This window comes from Streptomyces sp. FXJ1.172 (assembly GCF_001636945.3).
GTDB lineage: Bacteria > Actinomycetota > Actinomycetes > Streptomycetales > Streptomycetaceae > Streptomyces.
On sequence record NZ_CP119133.2, the window covers coordinates 2,202,346 to 2,218,262 of the forward strand.

The window sequence follows — 15,917 nt, forward strand, 5'->3', positions numbered from 1 at the left end:
CAACCCGGTGGTCCCTGCCGTGCGTACAGGTCCCGTACGTCGCACATCGAAGCACACCTCAGGGGAATCACGATGACCAGCACCAGAGCCAAGTCCTCCCCAACCCCCTCTCCCCGTGGGGACTTCACGGCCTACGCCACCGAAGCCTGGCCCCGCCTCCTGCGCACCGCCCGCCTCCTCACCGGCGACGCGGACGAGGCCGCCGACCTGGCGCGGGCGGCACTGGCGCAGACGTACGCGCGCAGACGCCGGGTGCCGTCCGGCGACGCCGACTTCTATGTGCGGCGGACACTGGTACGGCTGCACCGGCGCCACCGTTCGGCCCGGGGGCACCGCCGGCTCACCGCGCTCGGGCAGGCGTTGGCGGACCTGCCCGTCCGGCAGCGGGTCGTGCTCGTGCTGCGCCACGGTGACGGACTCGCCGAGGCGGAGATCGCCGAACTGCTGGGCTGCTCGCAGGGCGCGGTGGCGGCGTACGCGCGGCGGGGGCTGGCCGCCCTGAGCGCCCGGGCCCTCGCGGAGGTGCGCCCATGACCCGCGCCGGAATACGCCAAGTAGGCCTGCGATCCGCCGAATTGAGTGAGTCGTTCGCGGCGGAGGTGGGTGATCTGGTGCCGCCGCCGGCGCCGCTGGCGCAGATCGAGCGCGAGGGGCGGGCGTGGCGGAGACGGCGGCGGGTTCGGTGGCTGGCGACACTCGCTCTGCTGCTCGGGACGATCGCCTGCGTCGTCGTACCGCGCCTGACCGCGAAGACGGCCTCCGGGGCACCCACGCCGCCCTCCTCCGGTACGGCCTCGGCCGTACGGGTCGTTGCGACGGGCGAACATGTACGCCCCTTGCCCGACGTGGAGTTGTGGCTGACGAAGGAGGGGGAGCACTGGTCGGCGGCGCCGGGGCTGGTCCTGCCGCCCGCCGAGCAAGCCGGGCGCAAGGGCGCGGTGACGATGACGCTGCTGGGTACCGGCAACCGATATCTCATGACGGGCACCTACCGGGGGCCGACGCCCGCGGCCCGCGTGACCTTGCGGACGCCGTCCGGCACGGCCTCCGGCACGCTGCTGACACTCGCGGGCAGCCCCGGCTGGAGCGCATGGTACGCGACGGTCGAACTCCCCGAAGACAGACAGCAGTTGCTTGCCGCGCAGGTGACCGTCCGCGACGCACGGGGAGCGGTCGTGGCACAGGGCGGGGTGGGCAGGTGAGCAGCACGCCGGACGTACCCGACCAGAGCGGTGAGAAGCCCGTACGTCATCGTCGCCGGATCCCCTTCCGCGTCCGCACCCGGCGCCGCCGTGCCCGCTGGATCCGCCGCGCACTCATCGCCGTACTGGTCTTCTTCCTGGCCCTGTGCACCGCGGCTGTCGTCGCCTATCGGCTGACGGTCATCCCCGCCCCGCACCCGGAGACGGTCATGCAGAGCACGGTGTTCCTGGACGCGAGCGGACAGTACCTGGGCCGGCGCGGCCCGGTGGACCGGCAGAACGTGCCCCTGTCCCAGGTGCCGCACGAGGTGCAGGACGCGGTGATCGCGGCGGAGAACCGCTCCTTCCGCACGGACTCGGGCGTCTCACCGACCGCGATCCTGCGGGCCGCCTGGTCCACGCTGAGCGGCGGGGAACGGCAGGGCGGTTCGACGATCACGCAGCAGTACGTGAAGAACGCCCTGCTCACCCCCCAGCAGTCGCTGTCGCGCAAGGCGAGCGAGGCGCTGATCGCCCTCAAGCTGGACCGTACCCGCACCAAGGACGCGATCCTCCAGGGGTACCTGAACACCGTGTACTTCGGCCGGGGCGCGGCCGGGATCGAGTCGGCGGCCCGCAACTACTTCGGCGTCGGCGCGAAGGACCTCAGTCTCTCCCAGGGTGCGGCCCTGGCGGCGATCATCAACCTGCCGTCGTACTACGAACGGGTCGGCGCGGACGCACAGGTGACGGCGACGCTGGAGAAGCGGTGGGCGTGGGTCCTCGACGGTATGCGCGGCGCGGGCACGATCACGGCTGGGGAGCGGGCGTCGGCGGCCTTCCCGGCGTTCCGTTTCTATCCGCCGGGTGACACGGACGGGCAGCGCCAGTACCTCATCGACGCGGCGGGGGCCGAGGCGGCCGACCGGCTGGGCATCACCCAGGATCAGCTGGCGCGGGGCGGGTACACGGTCCGTACGACGTTCGACATCGAGGCGCAGGACGACACCGCCCAGCAGATGGGCCAGGCTCCGCCGGCCGCCAAGGGGACACGCCTGCACACGGCCGTCGTCGCGATGATCCCCGGCGACGGCGCGATCCGCGTCCTGTACGGCGGCGCCGACTACGCCAGACAGCCCTTCAACGACGCCGTCGCCGGGGCGGTGGAGGCGGGCAGCGCCCTCGCTCCCCTACGGGCCTCCGAGCCCGGCGCGGCCGCGGCCGCCTCCCTCGTCAGGACGCCGACCCCGACCCCGCTGCAGCTGGCCTCGGCGTACGCGACGGCGTCTGCGCAAGGGACGTACGCGAAGCCGTACACGGTCGCGGAGATCACCCGGGGCGGCCGCACCGTCTACACGGCCCACCCCAGGACCCGCGAGCTGCTGCCCGTGGCCAGTGCCCACCCGGCCGCCACGGGTGTGACCGGCTGCACGGGCACCGCGGGCTCCGGCGCCGCCACCACCCGCACCCTCTGGCACACCGAGTCGGACCGCCGGCTCTCCGTCACCGTGGCCCTGTTCGCAGACCACCCGGCGAGAGGGAAGAGAGCGGCGACTCCAGCCCACCTGTCCGACGCGCGGGCGGCGAAGGGGTTCGCGGCGGGGCTGGCGCAGCGGGTGCGGGAGAAGGTGACGGGCGGGTGAGGGGGAGTTGAGGGGCGTGCGGTGAGCGGGACTTCGCCCCCTCATCGCGTCAGGAGGTCGTCGAGGATCAGGATCCGGTCGGGGCCGCCGGCCCTGTCCGAGTCCCAGCGGGCTCCGCCGAGCGGGGGCCGGGGGCGGTCGGGTGCGGGGGCTCCGGCGTCTTCGGCGGGTGGCAGTAGCTGAGTTCGACCGGGAAGCCCTGGCGCCAGAAGTCGCACAGCCCGGCCGCGGCCTGCCTCTCCTCGGCCCGGTTGGCGGGCAGCGGCAGGTGCATCGCGGTGAAGAGTTCGAAGCGGTGCAGGTCGAAGGCCGCGTGAACCGCCTCACCGTAGGCGACCGCACCGGCAACCGCGCCGAGGTACGCCAGCCGGGCCACCGACAACGGTGCCAGGACGAGCATGAGGGCCCAGCCCGACCGGCACAGGAGGACCGCGGCGCCGACGGCAGTGATCGTCGAGAGCGCGGCGGTCAGCGCCGCGGTGTCCACAGTGTTGCGCCGGTCATCCAGTACCTGCCGGGTCTGCTCGGGAATGAGGGGATACAGCCGTGGCCATGCCACCACCGCGTCCCAGCCGTAGCCGGCTCCGGCGTGTTCCTCGGTCGCGCCCATGACGTTGCCCAGAGCCGTGGGGTACAACGCGGGTGCCAAGGGGTAGAGCCGGCGCCGCCGGGTGCCCGCCCTGCCTGCCCTCGCCACGTCTTCGTCAGTGGGTGCCTCGGGAAGTGCCTCGGCATCGCACAGACGCTGACGACGTGCGGCCTGCCGTCGACGCAGCAGCCCGGCGACCGGTGAGAGCGCGGCAGGCCAGTGCCCCTCCAGAATGCGCACCACGCGCAGTTGCAGGGGATGCGCGAGGAAGGCCCCGAACAGCACGGTCACGGCGATGACCGCCACCTGAGCGGTGGACAGATGGCTCATCGTCCGCCACGCCCGCCTGAAGTCGAGCGTCGATGCCGGTGCGCCGGCCCATGCCAGGGTGAGCAGCGCCAGGGTCGCCCCGCCGATCGGCAGATAGCTGACGAGGAAGAACCGCCGAGTCAGGGTGCTCAGCGTGGAGCCGGTGAGATCACCGAGGTTCATCGCGTCACCCATCCGCTGGTGTGCCCGTTCACGCACGCGGGCAGACGGCTCTCGTCCACATGGATCCGGCGGATCACCGCATCGCAGTTTTCCGCCGCACAGGTGAGCACGATGATCCGGTATCTGGCCGGCGGCCCGGGCAGGGTGGCACCGTCACCGGCACCGATATAACGGCGGGGGCCGCCAAGAAAGTCGCGGGTGGTGCGCCCGACCGCGACCCCATCGATCCACAACTCGACGACGTCGACGTCCGGCTCGCCGGCCAGCAGGAGTTCCAGCGCCTCAGCGGCGTGGTCGAGTTCGAGTCCTGAGGGCAGCACCAGGATGGCGGCGGGTCCGGGTGGGGGCGCCGGGTCCGTCAGCATGGAGATCAGGTCGTCGTCGCTCATACCGCTTCCCCCTCGGTCCTTCACGGCGTCAGGTGGCAAGTCTGACGGACGAAAGGCGAGCCGTGTCCGTTGGAGCTATCGTGCCAAGGGTTCGTATCGCCGGGGGGCATAGTGCGAAGTTTCACGAACCGACGCCTTCGTCGCAGGCTGACCGCACGGGTCCGGGCCCGGCTGGAGGCGTACGCCGACCGGCACGATCCAGCCCTGCTCTTCGATGAGGAGATCGAGGCCGATGCGGCAGCGCTCGCCGGCTCGGTGTCGAAGCTGCACGCCAGCGGATTGCTGCAGGCCCGGTTCGTCCGCATCATCGGATCCGGACCGACGAAGTGGCGTGCGGTGCACGCCCTGGCCCAGCTCTACTGGGAAAGGCACCGCACGAGTCCGGAGCCGAAAGGTCCGGACTACTACGCTGCGGCACGGCTGTACTCGGTCATGTTCTATCTCGCGCGCGACATGGTCCCCGCGGAACTGCATGATCTGATGTACGCGGCCCAAGCACACAAAGGGCTCGGCCCGGCCGACTGGGTGGAGCAGGCCCAGAAACTGGTGGTCGTGGGCTGGCGCGAGGGGGACCTGGTCACCCTGCGAAGCACCGTCGAACTCTGTCGCATGGCGTTGGCACTGGAGGCTGACGGCGAGCGACGCCGCGACTTCCTGACGATGTTCGCCGGCACCCTGGCGCTGCGGACGGAGTCGGTGCTGGGCACGCGTTCCGAGGTCGACGAGGCGGTCGTCGCCGCCCGGGAAGCCGCCGCACGCCAGCCGGCCGGAAGTCAAGGGGAGGTGCTGGGAGGCCTGCTGCTCGCGCAGTTGCTGCACCTGCGGTTCGAGCAGTTCGGCGACTTCGCGGGCCTGGAGGAGTGCCTCCTCATCACCCGCCGTCTGGCCCAGTTGGGAGCGGAGCCGGACGTGTCCGCGGCGGTCCACAGCCTCCTGGGGCTGTCCCTGCGCCGCCGTTTCGAGGCCCGCAAGGAGCGCGAGGACATCGACGCATCCATAGCGGCCGCGCGATGCGCCGTAGGGCTGTCCGCCGCCGACGACACCGACCTGGCCGGCTACCTCAGCATGCTGAGCGGGGCACTGCTGATGCGGTTCATCGCCTACAACGACGTCGACGACCTGGATGAGGCAGTCACCGTCGGGCGTGAATCCGTCAACCGCGAAGCCGACGTCACAGGGCAGGCCCAGTTCCCTTCGAACCTCGCCTGGGCCCTCATGCAGCTCTACACCGTCAGGGGGCGACGAGCCGACCTCGACGAGGCCATCGAGGCTGCGAAGAGCGCGGTGGCCCGGTGCGGTCCCGAAGCCGCCAACCGGCCGTTGTTTCTCGTCAACGCAGCCGGGCCGCTGCGCATCCGCTACATGCACACAGGGGCGATCAAGGATCTCGACAGCGCGGTGGAGATGGCTCGCGAGGCTCTCGCGGCGACCCCCGAGGGAAACGTGTACCACGTGCTGGCGTTGAACACGTTGTGCGGGGCTCTGCAGACCCGGTACGACGCGGTCGGCATGGCCGACGACCTCGAAGAATGCATCGAGGCGGGCATCGCGGCCGTGGACCGGGGCGCTGCCACGAACGTGGACAGGGCGGTGGTGCTCAACACCGTGGGCGCCGCGCTGGTCACCCGAGGCCGTCTCAAGGACGACACCGACGACCTGGACAAGGCGGTGGGGTACTTCCACGATGCGGCCGACGCCTCGCCCTCGATGAGTCCGAACCGGGCGATGTCGCTGTCCCACATCTGTTTCGCACTCACGACGCGGTTCGCCCTCACCGGTGCGTCAGGGGACATCGACGGCGCGATAGCCGCCGGTGAAGGTTCGCTGGCCGAGGCGCTGAGAACCAACCCCAACTGGGCCCAGTACGCCCATAACCTGGCGTCGGCCTACTGGCTGCGCCAGGGTTCGCTCGACGACGCCGATGCCCTGGATCGCGCCATCGGCCTCAGCCGTGAAGCGTTGCAGGGCACGCCGGAGGGCCATCCGGAGGCGGTGCGAAGCGCCCTGGTCCTGGCAAACGCACTGATCGCCCGCGACGGCGCGACCGGTGGGACAGCCGACACCGAAGAGGGGATCGCTCTCCTGCGCGGCGCCGCCGAGATGGGGTCAGGCACCCTGGGGCCACGCCTCGCGGCCGCGGAGACCCTTGGTACGACACTGGCCGGCCTCGGCCGCTGGGAGGCGGCGGCCGACGCCTACCACAGCGCCGTGGAACTGCTGCCGCTGCTCGCGCTGCGCGGCCTGGACCGCGCGGACGGGGAGAACCTGCTTGCCGAGTGGCCCGGACTGGCCAGCGACGCTGCCGCGTGCGCCGTCGAAGCCGGTGATCTCGACACCGCGGTCGAGGTGCTCGAACACGGCCGGGCTGTGCTGTGGTCACAGCTCCTGGACACACGCTCCGACCTCGAGATGCTCGAGCAGAGTCATCCGGCGTTCGCACACGAGTTGACGGAGATACGCGGGGCGCTGGAGGCGACGCCGTCGCGGGACGAGCCGGGCTGGCCGGGCATCGTCGACCGCCGGGTTCGTCTGGCACATCGCTGGGACGAACTCGTGTCCCAGATCCGGGAGTTGCCGGGATTCAGTTCCTTCCTCAGGCCGATGGCCGTACATGACATAAAGGCGGCCACCGCCAACGGGCCGGTGGCGATCCTCAACGTGAGCAGGTGGCGATGCGTTGCCATCATCGTCACCACCAGTGCCCTGAGAGCGGTCGGCCTGGGCTGCACGTACGAAGACGTCATCGACCGGGCCAATGCGTACGTCAACGCGTTCGTCCGGTACGAACAGGCGGGTTCGCTGGCAGAACGGCTGAACGTGGAAAGGGCGGTGGAGAGCACTCTGGCCTGGCTGTGGGAGGCCATCACCGAGCCCGTGCTCAGCGCGTTGGGCCACCACGGCCCGCCCGCGGACGAGGAGCCCTGGCCTCGATTGTGGTGGTGCCCGACCGGGCCGCTGACCGTACTGCCGCTGCACGCGGCCGGCGTGCACGGCGCGGGGGCCGGCTCCTCGGTTCTCGATCGGGTCGTGTCGTCCTATACGCCCACGCTGCGCGCGCTGCGAGGGGAAAGGCCCTCGCCCGGCCCGTCCGGCCCGTCCTCCCAGAACGTACTTGTCGTCACGGTCGACGACATCGCAGGACTGGACCCGCTGGAGAGTACAGCCGTAGAGACCGCCCAGCTCAGGGAGTCGATCCCCGCTGCGAACCTGACCATCCTCCACAACGGCGCAGCGACGCGCTCCCGTGTCCGGCACGCGCTGGGACAGCACGCGTACGTACACCTCAGCTGCCACGGCAGCCAGAACCTTGCCCAGCCGTCGGAGGCCAGTCTCCTGGTCCACGACGGCGAGCTGTCCCTGCCTGAACTCGTGTCCGGCCACCGCGGCGGGGAACTGGTGACGCTGTCGGCCTGCATGACAGCGACCGGGGGCGCCGCAGTCGCCGATGAAGCCGTCAGCATCGCCACGGCACTGCACTACACCGGATGGCGCAACGTCGTCGCGACCTTGTGGTGGGTGTGGGATGTCTCGGCCGCCGCGATCTTCTCGCAGGTGTACCGCGACATCGTGGTCACCGGCGTCATACGACCTGATCTGAGCGCGGTGGCTCTGCACCACGCGACCCGCCGCATTCGTGACAGCTATCCGCGCCACCCGACCCGCTGGGCACCGTTCATCCACATCGGCATCGGCAACCCCGGCATTTCTCAGGGCATTCGATCGAAGTCGTGTGCATGACGTGGCGTGTGGCGGGGCCGGCCGTCGTCGTCGACGGCTGCGAGGAACGTGTGGGCGTGGTGGAGGAGCTGGTGCACAAACACGTGGTGTTGTGGGTCTCCGGGAGGGTCGCGCTCGCCGCCTGGTTCACCGCCATCGTCGTACCGAAGAAGACACTGCGCGGCCGCAGCCGCCAACTGTTCGCGCGCGCCGCGCCGTTGGCCGCCGCCACCGGCGTCGGTCTGCTGGTCACCGACCGGCTGTGGGCGACCGTCCTCGCCTCGATCGTGCTGTCCCTGATCGTGCCGCTGCCGGGCGTGGCCGTGACCCCGCTGATCGCGATGATCACGGCTACGACCCCGCAGCCCGGCATCGGAACGGCCGAACACCTGTCTCTCTCCTCGCCGGGTCGCTGTGGGCCGCCGCCCTCCTGCTGATCCCGTACTTCGGCGGCCCCTACGCACCGCCCGCCCCACGCGAGCCGCGCGCCCCGTTGTCCGACCGGATCCGCCGGGCCCGGGACGGCCTGCGCACCGCGACCACCGGGGGGCATCCGAAGGTCCGGTACGCGGTCCGTGTCGCCGGGGCGGCCATGCGCGCCGGGCTGATCGACGAGTACGTGATCGCCGCCCATCCGGTCCTGGTGGGCGGCGGCACGCCGTTCTTCACCGCGCTGGACAGCTGGGTGAACCTGAACCTGGTGGAGACTCGGACGTTTCCCGGCGGCGTGGTCCTGAACAGGTACGAGACGAGGCGCTGAGCAGGAGCGCCCAACACGCTTTATCCTCGCGGTGATGTCGTATACGACAGCGACCGTCGCGCGCGTCGTCCCGTCCACTGTCACGTTGCCGGAGGCGCATAGGTGACGCCGAAGCTGAACTCGCGGCGTCGGCCGGGTTCCAGGGCGAGGGCGGTGGTGTGGTCGGGGCGGTTGAAGGCGTTGGTCATCGCCTCGACGGGTTCGAGCGCGATGGAGGCGCGCCGGTCGCGTGCCAGGGTGTCTCCGGTGAAGACGTGCACGTATCCCCCGTACTGCCAGACCCGCAGTTCCTCGCCGGTCGCCGGATCGGTCAGCACCGTCTCGATCCGGCCGCTGGGGCCGGGGGTGAGGTCCGCGTAACAGGCGTCGACGACCGCGCCGCCGAGTCGCTTCGGTGCCCGGAAGTCCGCCTCGGGGCAGTGGTCCAAGGGGAGCGTGGCGTCGGCGCCGGGCAGTGGGATGAGGGATGGGTCGGTGCGGATGAGGATGTGGGCGGGGATGTGCAGTACCAGGTCGTCGATGGGGCGCGACAGGGTGAAGTAGGGGTGCCAGCCCACTGCGCAGGGGGCAGTGGCGTCGCCCACGTTCGTTGCCCGGATCTCGATGCTCAGCTCTCGTGCCGTGACGGTGAATTCGGCTTCGAGGTCGAGGGCGAACGGGTAGCCGGGGTACCGGCCCGGTCGGATGCTCGTGGTGCGCAGGAGCAGACGGGCCGAGTCGGCCGTCGTGGTGGCGTGGGCGAGTTCGAACGGTGTTTCGCGGGCGAAGCCGTGGTAGATCGTGCGGTCGCCGAGGCGGCCGGGCAGCAGGTCGTGGTCGTGCCCGTCGTAGCGGTAGCGGCCGTCGGCTATGCGGTTGGTGAAGGGGGCCATCAGGCCGGCGCGTACGCCGTCCTGGGAGAGGAGTTCCTTTTCGTCGCGGTAGCCGTCCGTCAGCTCCTTCAGCCGACCTGCCGAGCCGTGCCGGACCTGCCAGCTCAGCAGGGTCGCTCCGCGCAGGGCGAGGACGGCACGCGCCGAATCGTCCGGCGCGGAGACGACGAGGGTGGGTTCACCGCCGAGGCGGTCCTCGACGATCCGGTACTCGGCGGTCATGTCCCCTGGTGTTCCCTTCAGCTCGCTTCGGGGGCGAGCTTCTTCGCGCCCGTCATGATGGCCACCGCGTCCTCCATCGAGTGGGACTGCGGGGTGATGACGCCGGCGCAACCGCCGAGTCGCTGGATGTGGATGCGGTCGGCGACCTCGAAGACGTTGGGCATGTTGTGGCTGATGAGGATGACGCCGAGGCCCTGGTCGCGCAGGTCGCGGACGAGTTTGAGGACCTGGCCGGTCTCGCGGACGCCGAGGGCGGCGGTGGGTTCGTCGAGGATCACCACCCGGCCGCCGAAGGCCGCGGTCCGGGCGACGGCCACGGACTGGCGCTGGCCCCCGGAGAGCGTCTCCACCGCCTGGTTGATGTTCTGCAGCGTGCCGATGCCGAGCCGCTTGATGTGGTCGGCGGCCTGCTTCTTCATCTCGCCGGTGTCGAGCATCCGGAACACCAAGCCGAGGATGCCCTTGCGGCGGATCTCGCGGGCGAGGAAGAGGTTGCTGGCGATGTCCAGGGCGGGGGCCACGGCGAGGGTCTGGTAGACCGTCTCGATGCCGGCGTCGCGGGCGTCCTGGGGTCGCTTGAAGTGGACCTCCTTGCCATCGACGAGGATGCTTCCCTGGTCGGGTACGAGGGCCCCGGACAGGCACTTGATCAGAGTGGACTTGCCGGCGCCGTTGTCGCCGATGACGGCGAGGACCTCGCCGGGGTGGAGGGTGAGGTCGACGTCGTTCAGGCCGACAACCCTGCCGAACACCTTGACCAGGCCCTTGGCCTCGAGAACGGGGGCGGTGGCGGTCGTCACGACTTCACACTCCGGATCCACTGGTCGACGGAGACAGCCGCGATCACGAGGACGCCGACTGCGAGGACTTGGTAGTTCGGGTCGATGCCGGCCAGCGCAAGGCCGTTGACGAAGACCTGGACGATCAGCGCGCCGATCAGCGAGCCGAAGACCACGCCGCGTCCGCCGAACAGGCTGGTGCCGCCGATCACGACGGCGGTGATGGACTGCAGGTTGGCGTTCAGACCGCTGTTGGGGTCGCCGCCCCCGACCCGGCCGACGAGGACCCAGGCCGCGACAGCGATGGTGAGACCGGCGAGCATGTAGGCGCTGAGCAGGACACGGTTGACGGAGATGCCGGCGAGGCGGGCGGCCTCGATGTCGTCGCCGACCGCGTAGAGGTGGCGTCCCCAGGCGGTGTAGCGCAGGGCGTAGCCGACCACCGCGTACAGGGCGATCATGAGGAGGACGCCGTAGGTCAGGTTCAGCTGGCCGAGGGAGACCGTCTGGCCGCTCCACATGAGGATGTTGCCCGGCTGCAGCGAGATGGTCTGGCCCTTGGCGTAGATGAGGGTGATCGCGGTGAAGACGCTGAGGGTGCCGAGGGTGACGATGAAGGGCGGCAGCTTGATCTTGGTCACCAGCAGCCCGTTGACGGCCTGGGCGGCTATCGCGACGACCGCGCCGGCCAGCAGGGCGAGCCAGCCGGGCCAGTGGCTGTCCGCGACGAGCTTCGACATCAGCAGCGAGGCGAGCACCATGACTGCGCCGATCGACAGGTCGATGCCTGCGGTGAGGATGATGACGGTCTGGCCGACGGCGAGGGAACCGATGACGGCCACCTGCTGGGCGACGAGCGAGAGGTTCTGCAACGCGTAGAAGCGTTCGTTCACCAGGGAGAACACCACGGCGGCGAGCACCAGGACGATGGCCGGGCTGAGCGCCGGCTGACGGTGCAGCACCGAGTGGATGCGCTGGCTGAGGGTGGCGGGCCGGTTGAGGAACTCCTCCGCCGGTGCCGGTGCGGCTTGAGGGTCCACGTGAGTGGTCACAGGGGGTCCTTCCGGTGTCTTCCCTGGTACGGGCTCATGGGCTCGTGTGGTGCGGGTGCGACGCCGGTGCCATCACGGTGGCCTCCAGCGCCGCACCCGGCTCGGGGCAGTCGCCTGACTCGGCGGCAGTCGCCCGGTCGGGGGCGGTGGCACCCGCTCGGGGCGTCAGCTGCCCCAGCAGGCGGAGGCGGCCTGCGACGGGGACTGGACGGTCAGGCCGCCGAGGGGCTTTGCGGCGGCGAGTGCGGTGCCGGTGTCGTAGAAGGACTTGCCGTTGGTCGCGCTGGGCTTGCTGCCGCCGCGGGCCAGCTTGGCGACGGAGCTGACGCCGAGGGCCGCCATCTTGCCCGGGTACTGCACCGCGTCGGCGGCGAACTCGCCGCTGGTGAGGTTCTTCAGGCCGGCACAGCTTCCGTCGATCGCGTAGATCGCGACGTTCTTGTCCTTGCCGGCCGCCTTCAGGGCGTTGTACGCGCCCTCGCCCGCGGGCTCGTTGATGGCGTAGACGACGTTGATGTCCGGGTTGGCCGACAGGCAGTTCTCCATCGCGGTGCGGCCGCCGTCGATGGCGCCCTGGGTGGGCTGGTGGCAGGCGATGGTGTAGCTGCCGCCCTTGCCGCCAGTGTACTTGCCGGACTTGGCTTCCTTGCCGTTCTCGGTCTTGCTGCCGGGGTCGATGCCCATGCCTTCCAGGAAGCCGTGGTCGCGGTTGATGTCGACGGAGACGACCTGGTTGTTGAAGAGGTCGAGCATCGCGACGACCGCCGGCTTGCCGTTCAGGGCGGCCGCCGCGTACTGCCCGTCGAGCTTGCCCGCCTGCTCGTTGTCGGTGGCGTAGGTGATGTCCGCGGTGCTGGGCGGGTTGGGCGCGGTGTCCAGGGCGATCACGAACAGGCCTGCCTGCTTGGCCCGGTTCAGGGCGGCGTTCACGGCATCGCCGTTGGTGGTGATCAGGATTCCCTTGTCGCCTCGCGATATGGCGTTGTCGATGGCGGTGATCTGGGTCTGGGTGTCGCCGTCGCTGTTACCCGCAGCCACCGTGAGACTCACGTTGTCCTTGGCCGCCTGGGTCTTGGCGTCCTTCTCCATGCTCACGAAGTACGGGTTGGTGAGCGTCTTCAGGATCAGCGAGACACCCACCTTGCCGCCGCCGCCCGAAGAGGAGCTTCCGTTGGAGGAACCGCAGGCCGCGAGCGTGGCGCCGAGGCAGACGGTGACACCGATCGCTGCCGCCCGGGTACGCCGACTGCGGCGGCTCGGCACCTGGCTGGTGGAGATGTTCATGGCTTGATCCCTTTCAGGCCCGTCCCTCGGCCGACGCTGAGACAACGTTGACTTGGCGAGATACTGGGCCCGTATGGACGAGCCCGTCAAGGCGCTGATAGACATGCGTGCGCAACGAGTAGGTAACGCACAACCGGTTGGAGACAACGATGACTCAGGGCGAGGCCGCGCCCAGGTCCACCCGTAGCCGCCCCACCATGCGTGAGGTCGCGGCGCTGGCCGGAGTGGCCATCAAGACCGTCTCGCGCGTGTTCAACGGGGTCCCCACCGTCGATCCGGCGATCGTCGCCAGGGTCCGTGAGGCCGCCGACAAACTGGGTTACCGGCCCAACCTCACGGCCAGCAGCCTGCGCCGCGGCGACGGCCGCACCGCCACCATCGGCATGCTCGTCGAGGACGCGGCGAACCCCTTCTCCGCCGTCCTGACCCGCACCGTGGAGAACGTCGCCCGGGAACGCGGAGTGCTGGTGCTGGTCGGCAGCCTCGACGAGGACCCAGCCCGTGAAAGGGAACTGGCCCAGGCGCTCATCGACCGCCGGGTCGACGGCCTGGTGATCGTCCCTGCGGGACGCGACCAGAGCTACCTGATCAGCGAGCAGCACACCGGCACCCGCATGGTCTTCGTCGACCGCGAGGCCGGCCTGCTCGACGCGGACGCTGTCGTCTCCGAGAACCGGCAGGGCGCCGTCACCGCCGTCAACCACCTGCTGAAGGCCGGCCATCGCCGCATCGCCTACCTCGGCGACCAGGCCTCCATCCCCACCGCCGCCCAGCGCTTCGACGGCTACCGGCACGCCCTGGAAGTCGCGCACATCGACTACGACGACGAGATCGTCCGCCACGTCGGGTCCAGCGAGGAGGCCGCCATCGCCGCGACCGAGCAGGTCCTGTTGCTGCCCGATCCGCCGACGGCGCTGTTCACCAGCCAGAACTTCGTGACCATAGGCGCCGTCCGCGCGCTGCGCGCCATGGGCCTGCAGGACACCGTCGCCCAGGTGGGCTTCGACGACTTCCCCCTGGCCGACATCCTCAACCCGGGCATCTCCGTCATCGCCCAGGACGTCGAGCAGGTGGGCAGGACAGCCGCCGAGATACTCTTCCGCAGGCTGGACGGCGGCGAGTCGCCCACCCGCACCGTCACCGTGCCGACCCGGCTGATCCAGCGGGGCTCCGGCGAGATCCCAGCCGGAGGGCCGCGTGGTTGAGGCCCGGTGTCCGCTGCGGGCGGTCGTTTCCGGTGGGAGGGCGAGCAGTTCGTCGCGGACCGAGCAGATGATGGTGGGGAAGTCATACGCCGCGTGACCTGCGCCGACGACTTTTCGAGCGGCACAACCTCCCGGCCGTTGGCCGGGAGCGAGATACGGCGCTGCCGCGCGACACCCGTCCCGAAGCTCGCAGTTGCAGAACCGAGACGAAAACGCACTCGGGACGGTCGTGAGCAGGGGATCATATGTTCGCCGTACGGGACGGACCCGGGCCGGCAGGGGCCCGCCAGAGAGGCGAGGCTCATTGTTTCAGGGCCGGTGGCGGACCGGCAAAGGTGAAGGAGAGAACGCTTTGGGCAGGCATGCGCTTCCGCGTGGCAGGAACAGGACAAACGGGAGGACCGGCCGGCGGGTGGCCGTGATCGCGGCTCCGGTGGTGGCCGCGATGGCCGTGACCGCCGCCTCCGCATCGGCGGCGAGCGGGCTGACGGCGGCCGACAAGGCCATGGCCGGGAAGCTGAACCAGCGGGTGGGCGACGCCCACCTGGGCAGCAATGTGGTGGGCGAGGTCCGGGACGTCGCCTCGGGGCAGACGGTGTGGTCCGAGAACCACGCAAAGGGGTTGATGCCCGCGTCCACCAACAAGCTGGCGACCGCGGTCGCCGCGCTCACCGTGCTGGGTCCCCACCACACCGTGCAGACCAAGGCCGTCTACCGTTCCGGCACGGTGTATCTGGTCGGCGGCGGCGATCAGCAGCTCAGCTCCGCCGACCTGAAGAGTCTCGCCACCACCGCCGCCGAGGCACTGAAGGCCAAGGGCCACCACTCGGTGCGGCTGATGATCGACGACCACCTTTTCGCCGCCCCCAGTCTCGCCACCGGCTGGAGCAGCGGCTACTACCCGGACACCGTAGCTCCGGTCCGAGCCCTGCGGATCGAGGGGAACAACACCCAGGACACCGCGCTCACCGCCACCGAGTACTTCGCCCAGCAGCTCACCGCCCACGGCATCACGGTAGGCAAGCCCGCGCGCGCCAAGTCACCGTCGGGCAGCACGGTTCTGGCCACCCATCAGTCCAAGCCGCTGTCGACGACCGTGGAATACATGCTCAAGCACAGCGACAACGACATCGCCGAGGGCCTGCTGCGTCTCACCGCGCTCGGCCAGGGCCGGGCTGCCACTTTCGCGGGCGGCACCGCCACGGTCCACGCCGTGCTCGTCCAGTACGGCATACCGCTCACCGGCGTGCAGGAGTACGACGGCAGCGGCCTGTCCCGCGGCGACCGGATGACCGCCGACGCTCTCTCCGCCATCGCCGGGCTCGCCGTCGACACCCAGCACCAGGACAAGCTGTGGCCGATCCTGAAGGGTCTGCCGGTCGCGGGCGTTGACGGCACCCTCAGCACCTCCTACGGCCGTTTCACCACCGCGCCCGCCTCCTGCGCCGTAGGAAAGGTCGATGCCAAGACGGGCTCCCTGAACGATGTGTCCGCCCTGGCCGGGGTCGCCAAGGGGGAGGACGGCCGCTGGAAGAGCTTCGCATTCGTCGAGAACGGCTCAGCGCCCACCGACACCGTCACCCAGGGCCTGGACGGCCTCGCCGCCACGGTCGAGGGCTGCTGGTAGCGCCGACCGCTGTACCGGCGATACGGCTCGCCGTCGCGCTGATCGTCGGCACTGCCGAGCTGCTGGGCCTGCTCGCCGACAAGGCCGGCCTGCACGGCGCGTTCT

13 protein-coding genes and 1 pseudogene are annotated in these 15,917 nt (G+C 70.3%); 8 read left to right on the forward strand and 6 right to left on the reverse strand.

The genetic code is table 11. The annotated features are described in order from the left end of the window. Positions 1 to 72 precede the first annotated feature (72 nt). From A6P39_RS09800 to A6P39_RS09810, 3 genes are read left to right on the forward strand one after another with little or no spacing between them, the layout of a single operon-like run. Positions 73 to 534, forward strand: coding sequence for a sigma-70 family RNA polymerase sigma factor (locus tag A6P39_RS09800; protein WP_067041034.1), 462 nt, complete (start codon positions 73 to 75; stop codon positions 532 to 534). Continuing rightward, positions 531 to 1,202, forward strand: coding sequence for a hypothetical protein (locus tag A6P39_RS09805; protein WP_275883837.1), 672 nt, complete (start codon positions 531 to 533; stop codon positions 1,200 to 1,202). Before A6P39_RS09800 ends, A6P39_RS09805 begins: the two co-directional genes overlap by 4 nt. Beyond that, positions 1,199 to 2,824 (forward strand): transglycosylase domain-containing protein, encoded by a 1,626-nt coding sequence (locus tag A6P39_RS09810; RefSeq protein ID WP_067041051.1) that lies wholly within the window; start codon positions 1,199 to 1,201, stop codon positions 2,822 to 2,824. The genes A6P39_RS09805 and A6P39_RS09810 overlap by 4 nt, the downstream gene beginning before the upstream one ends. A 67-nt stretch (positions 2,825 to 2,891) precedes the next feature. On the opposite strand, the gene A6P39_RS09815 is transcribed toward A6P39_RS09810, so the two are convergent. After that, on the reverse strand, positions 2,892 to 3,905 hold the full coding sequence (locus A6P39_RS09815; RefSeq protein ID WP_159395977.1) for a hypothetical protein: 1,014 nt from the start codon (positions 3,903 to 3,905) through the stop codon (positions 2,892 to 2,894). Next, the gene (locus tag A6P39_RS09820; protein ID WP_067041058.1) at positions 3,902 to 4,294 is read right to left on the reverse strand and encodes a hypothetical protein; all 393 of its coding nucleotides are present in this window, start codon (positions 4,292 to 4,294) and stop codon (positions 3,902 to 3,904) included. The genes A6P39_RS09815 and A6P39_RS09820 overlap by 4 nt, the downstream gene beginning before the upstream one ends. 111 nt (positions 4,295 to 4,405) lie before the next feature. On the opposite strand from A6P39_RS09820, the gene A6P39_RS09825 reads away from it, so the two are divergent. From A6P39_RS09825 to A6P39_RS09835, 3 genes and pseudogenes are all read left to right on the forward strand, one after another. Beyond that, positions 4,406 to 8,032 carry a CHAT domain-containing protein gene (locus A6P39_RS09825; protein WP_067041060.1) on the forward strand — a complete coding sequence of 1,209 codons (3,627 nt, stop codon included), beginning with the start codon at positions 4,406 to 4,408 and terminating at the stop codon, positions 8,030 to 8,032. Continuing rightward, complete coding sequence (locus A6P39_RS09830) at positions 8,029 to 8,448, forward strand: hypothetical protein (protein WP_159395978.1); 420 nt, start codon at positions 8,029 to 8,031, stop codon at positions 8,446 to 8,448. Before A6P39_RS09825 ends, A6P39_RS09830 begins: the two co-directional genes overlap by 4 nt. Positions 8,449 to 8,588: 140 nt before the next feature. Beyond that, a pseudogene (locus A6P39_RS09835) lies at positions 8,589 to 8,771 on the forward strand (dihydrofolate reductase family protein); the annotation flags it as partial. Positions 8,772 to 8,851: 80 nt separating this feature from the next. Here A6P39_RS09835 and A6P39_RS09840 read toward each other — a convergent pair. From A6P39_RS09840 to A6P39_RS09855, 4 genes are all read right to left on the reverse strand, one after another. Next, positions 8,852 to 9,865, reverse strand: a complete 1,014-nt coding sequence (locus A6P39_RS09840; RefSeq protein WP_067041064.1) for an aldose 1-epimerase — start codon at positions 9,863 to 9,865, stop codon at positions 8,852 to 8,854. A gap of 17 nt (positions 9,866 to 9,882) precedes the next feature. Beyond that, on the reverse strand, positions 9,883 to 10,665 hold the full coding sequence (locus A6P39_RS09845; RefSeq protein WP_079133188.1) for an ATP-binding cassette domain-containing protein: 783 nt from the start codon (positions 10,663 to 10,665) through the stop codon (positions 9,883 to 9,885). Next, positions 10,662 to 11,696: an ABC transporter permease gene (locus tag A6P39_RS09850; RefSeq protein WP_067041074.1), complete on the reverse strand. Its 1,035-nt coding sequence runs from the start codon at positions 11,694 to 11,696 to the stop codon at positions 10,662 to 10,664. The genes A6P39_RS09845 and A6P39_RS09850 overlap by 4 nt, the downstream gene beginning before the upstream one ends. Positions 11,697 to 11,861: 165 nt before the next feature. Further along, positions 11,862 to 12,980, reverse strand: coding sequence for a substrate-binding domain-containing protein (locus A6P39_RS09855; RefSeq protein ID WP_079133189.1), 1,119 nt, complete (start codon positions 12,978 to 12,980; stop codon positions 11,862 to 11,864). A gap of 149 nt (positions 12,981 to 13,129) precedes the next feature. Between A6P39_RS09855 and A6P39_RS09860 the strand changes: the two genes are divergently transcribed. Further along, complete coding sequence (locus tag A6P39_RS09860; RefSeq protein WP_067041076.1) at positions 13,130 to 14,185, forward strand: LacI family DNA-binding transcriptional regulator; 1,056 nt, start codon at positions 13,130 to 13,132, stop codon at positions 14,183 to 14,185. 412 nt (positions 14,186 to 14,597) lie between these two features. Next, a complete protein-coding gene (gene dacB / locus A6P39_RS09870; RefSeq protein ID WP_234378772.1) occupies positions 14,598 to 15,812 on the forward strand; it encodes a D-alanyl-D-alanine carboxypeptidase/D-alanyl-D-alanine endopeptidase in 1,215 nt (404 codons plus the stop codon). Positions 15,813 to 15,917: the final 105 nt, after the last annotated feature.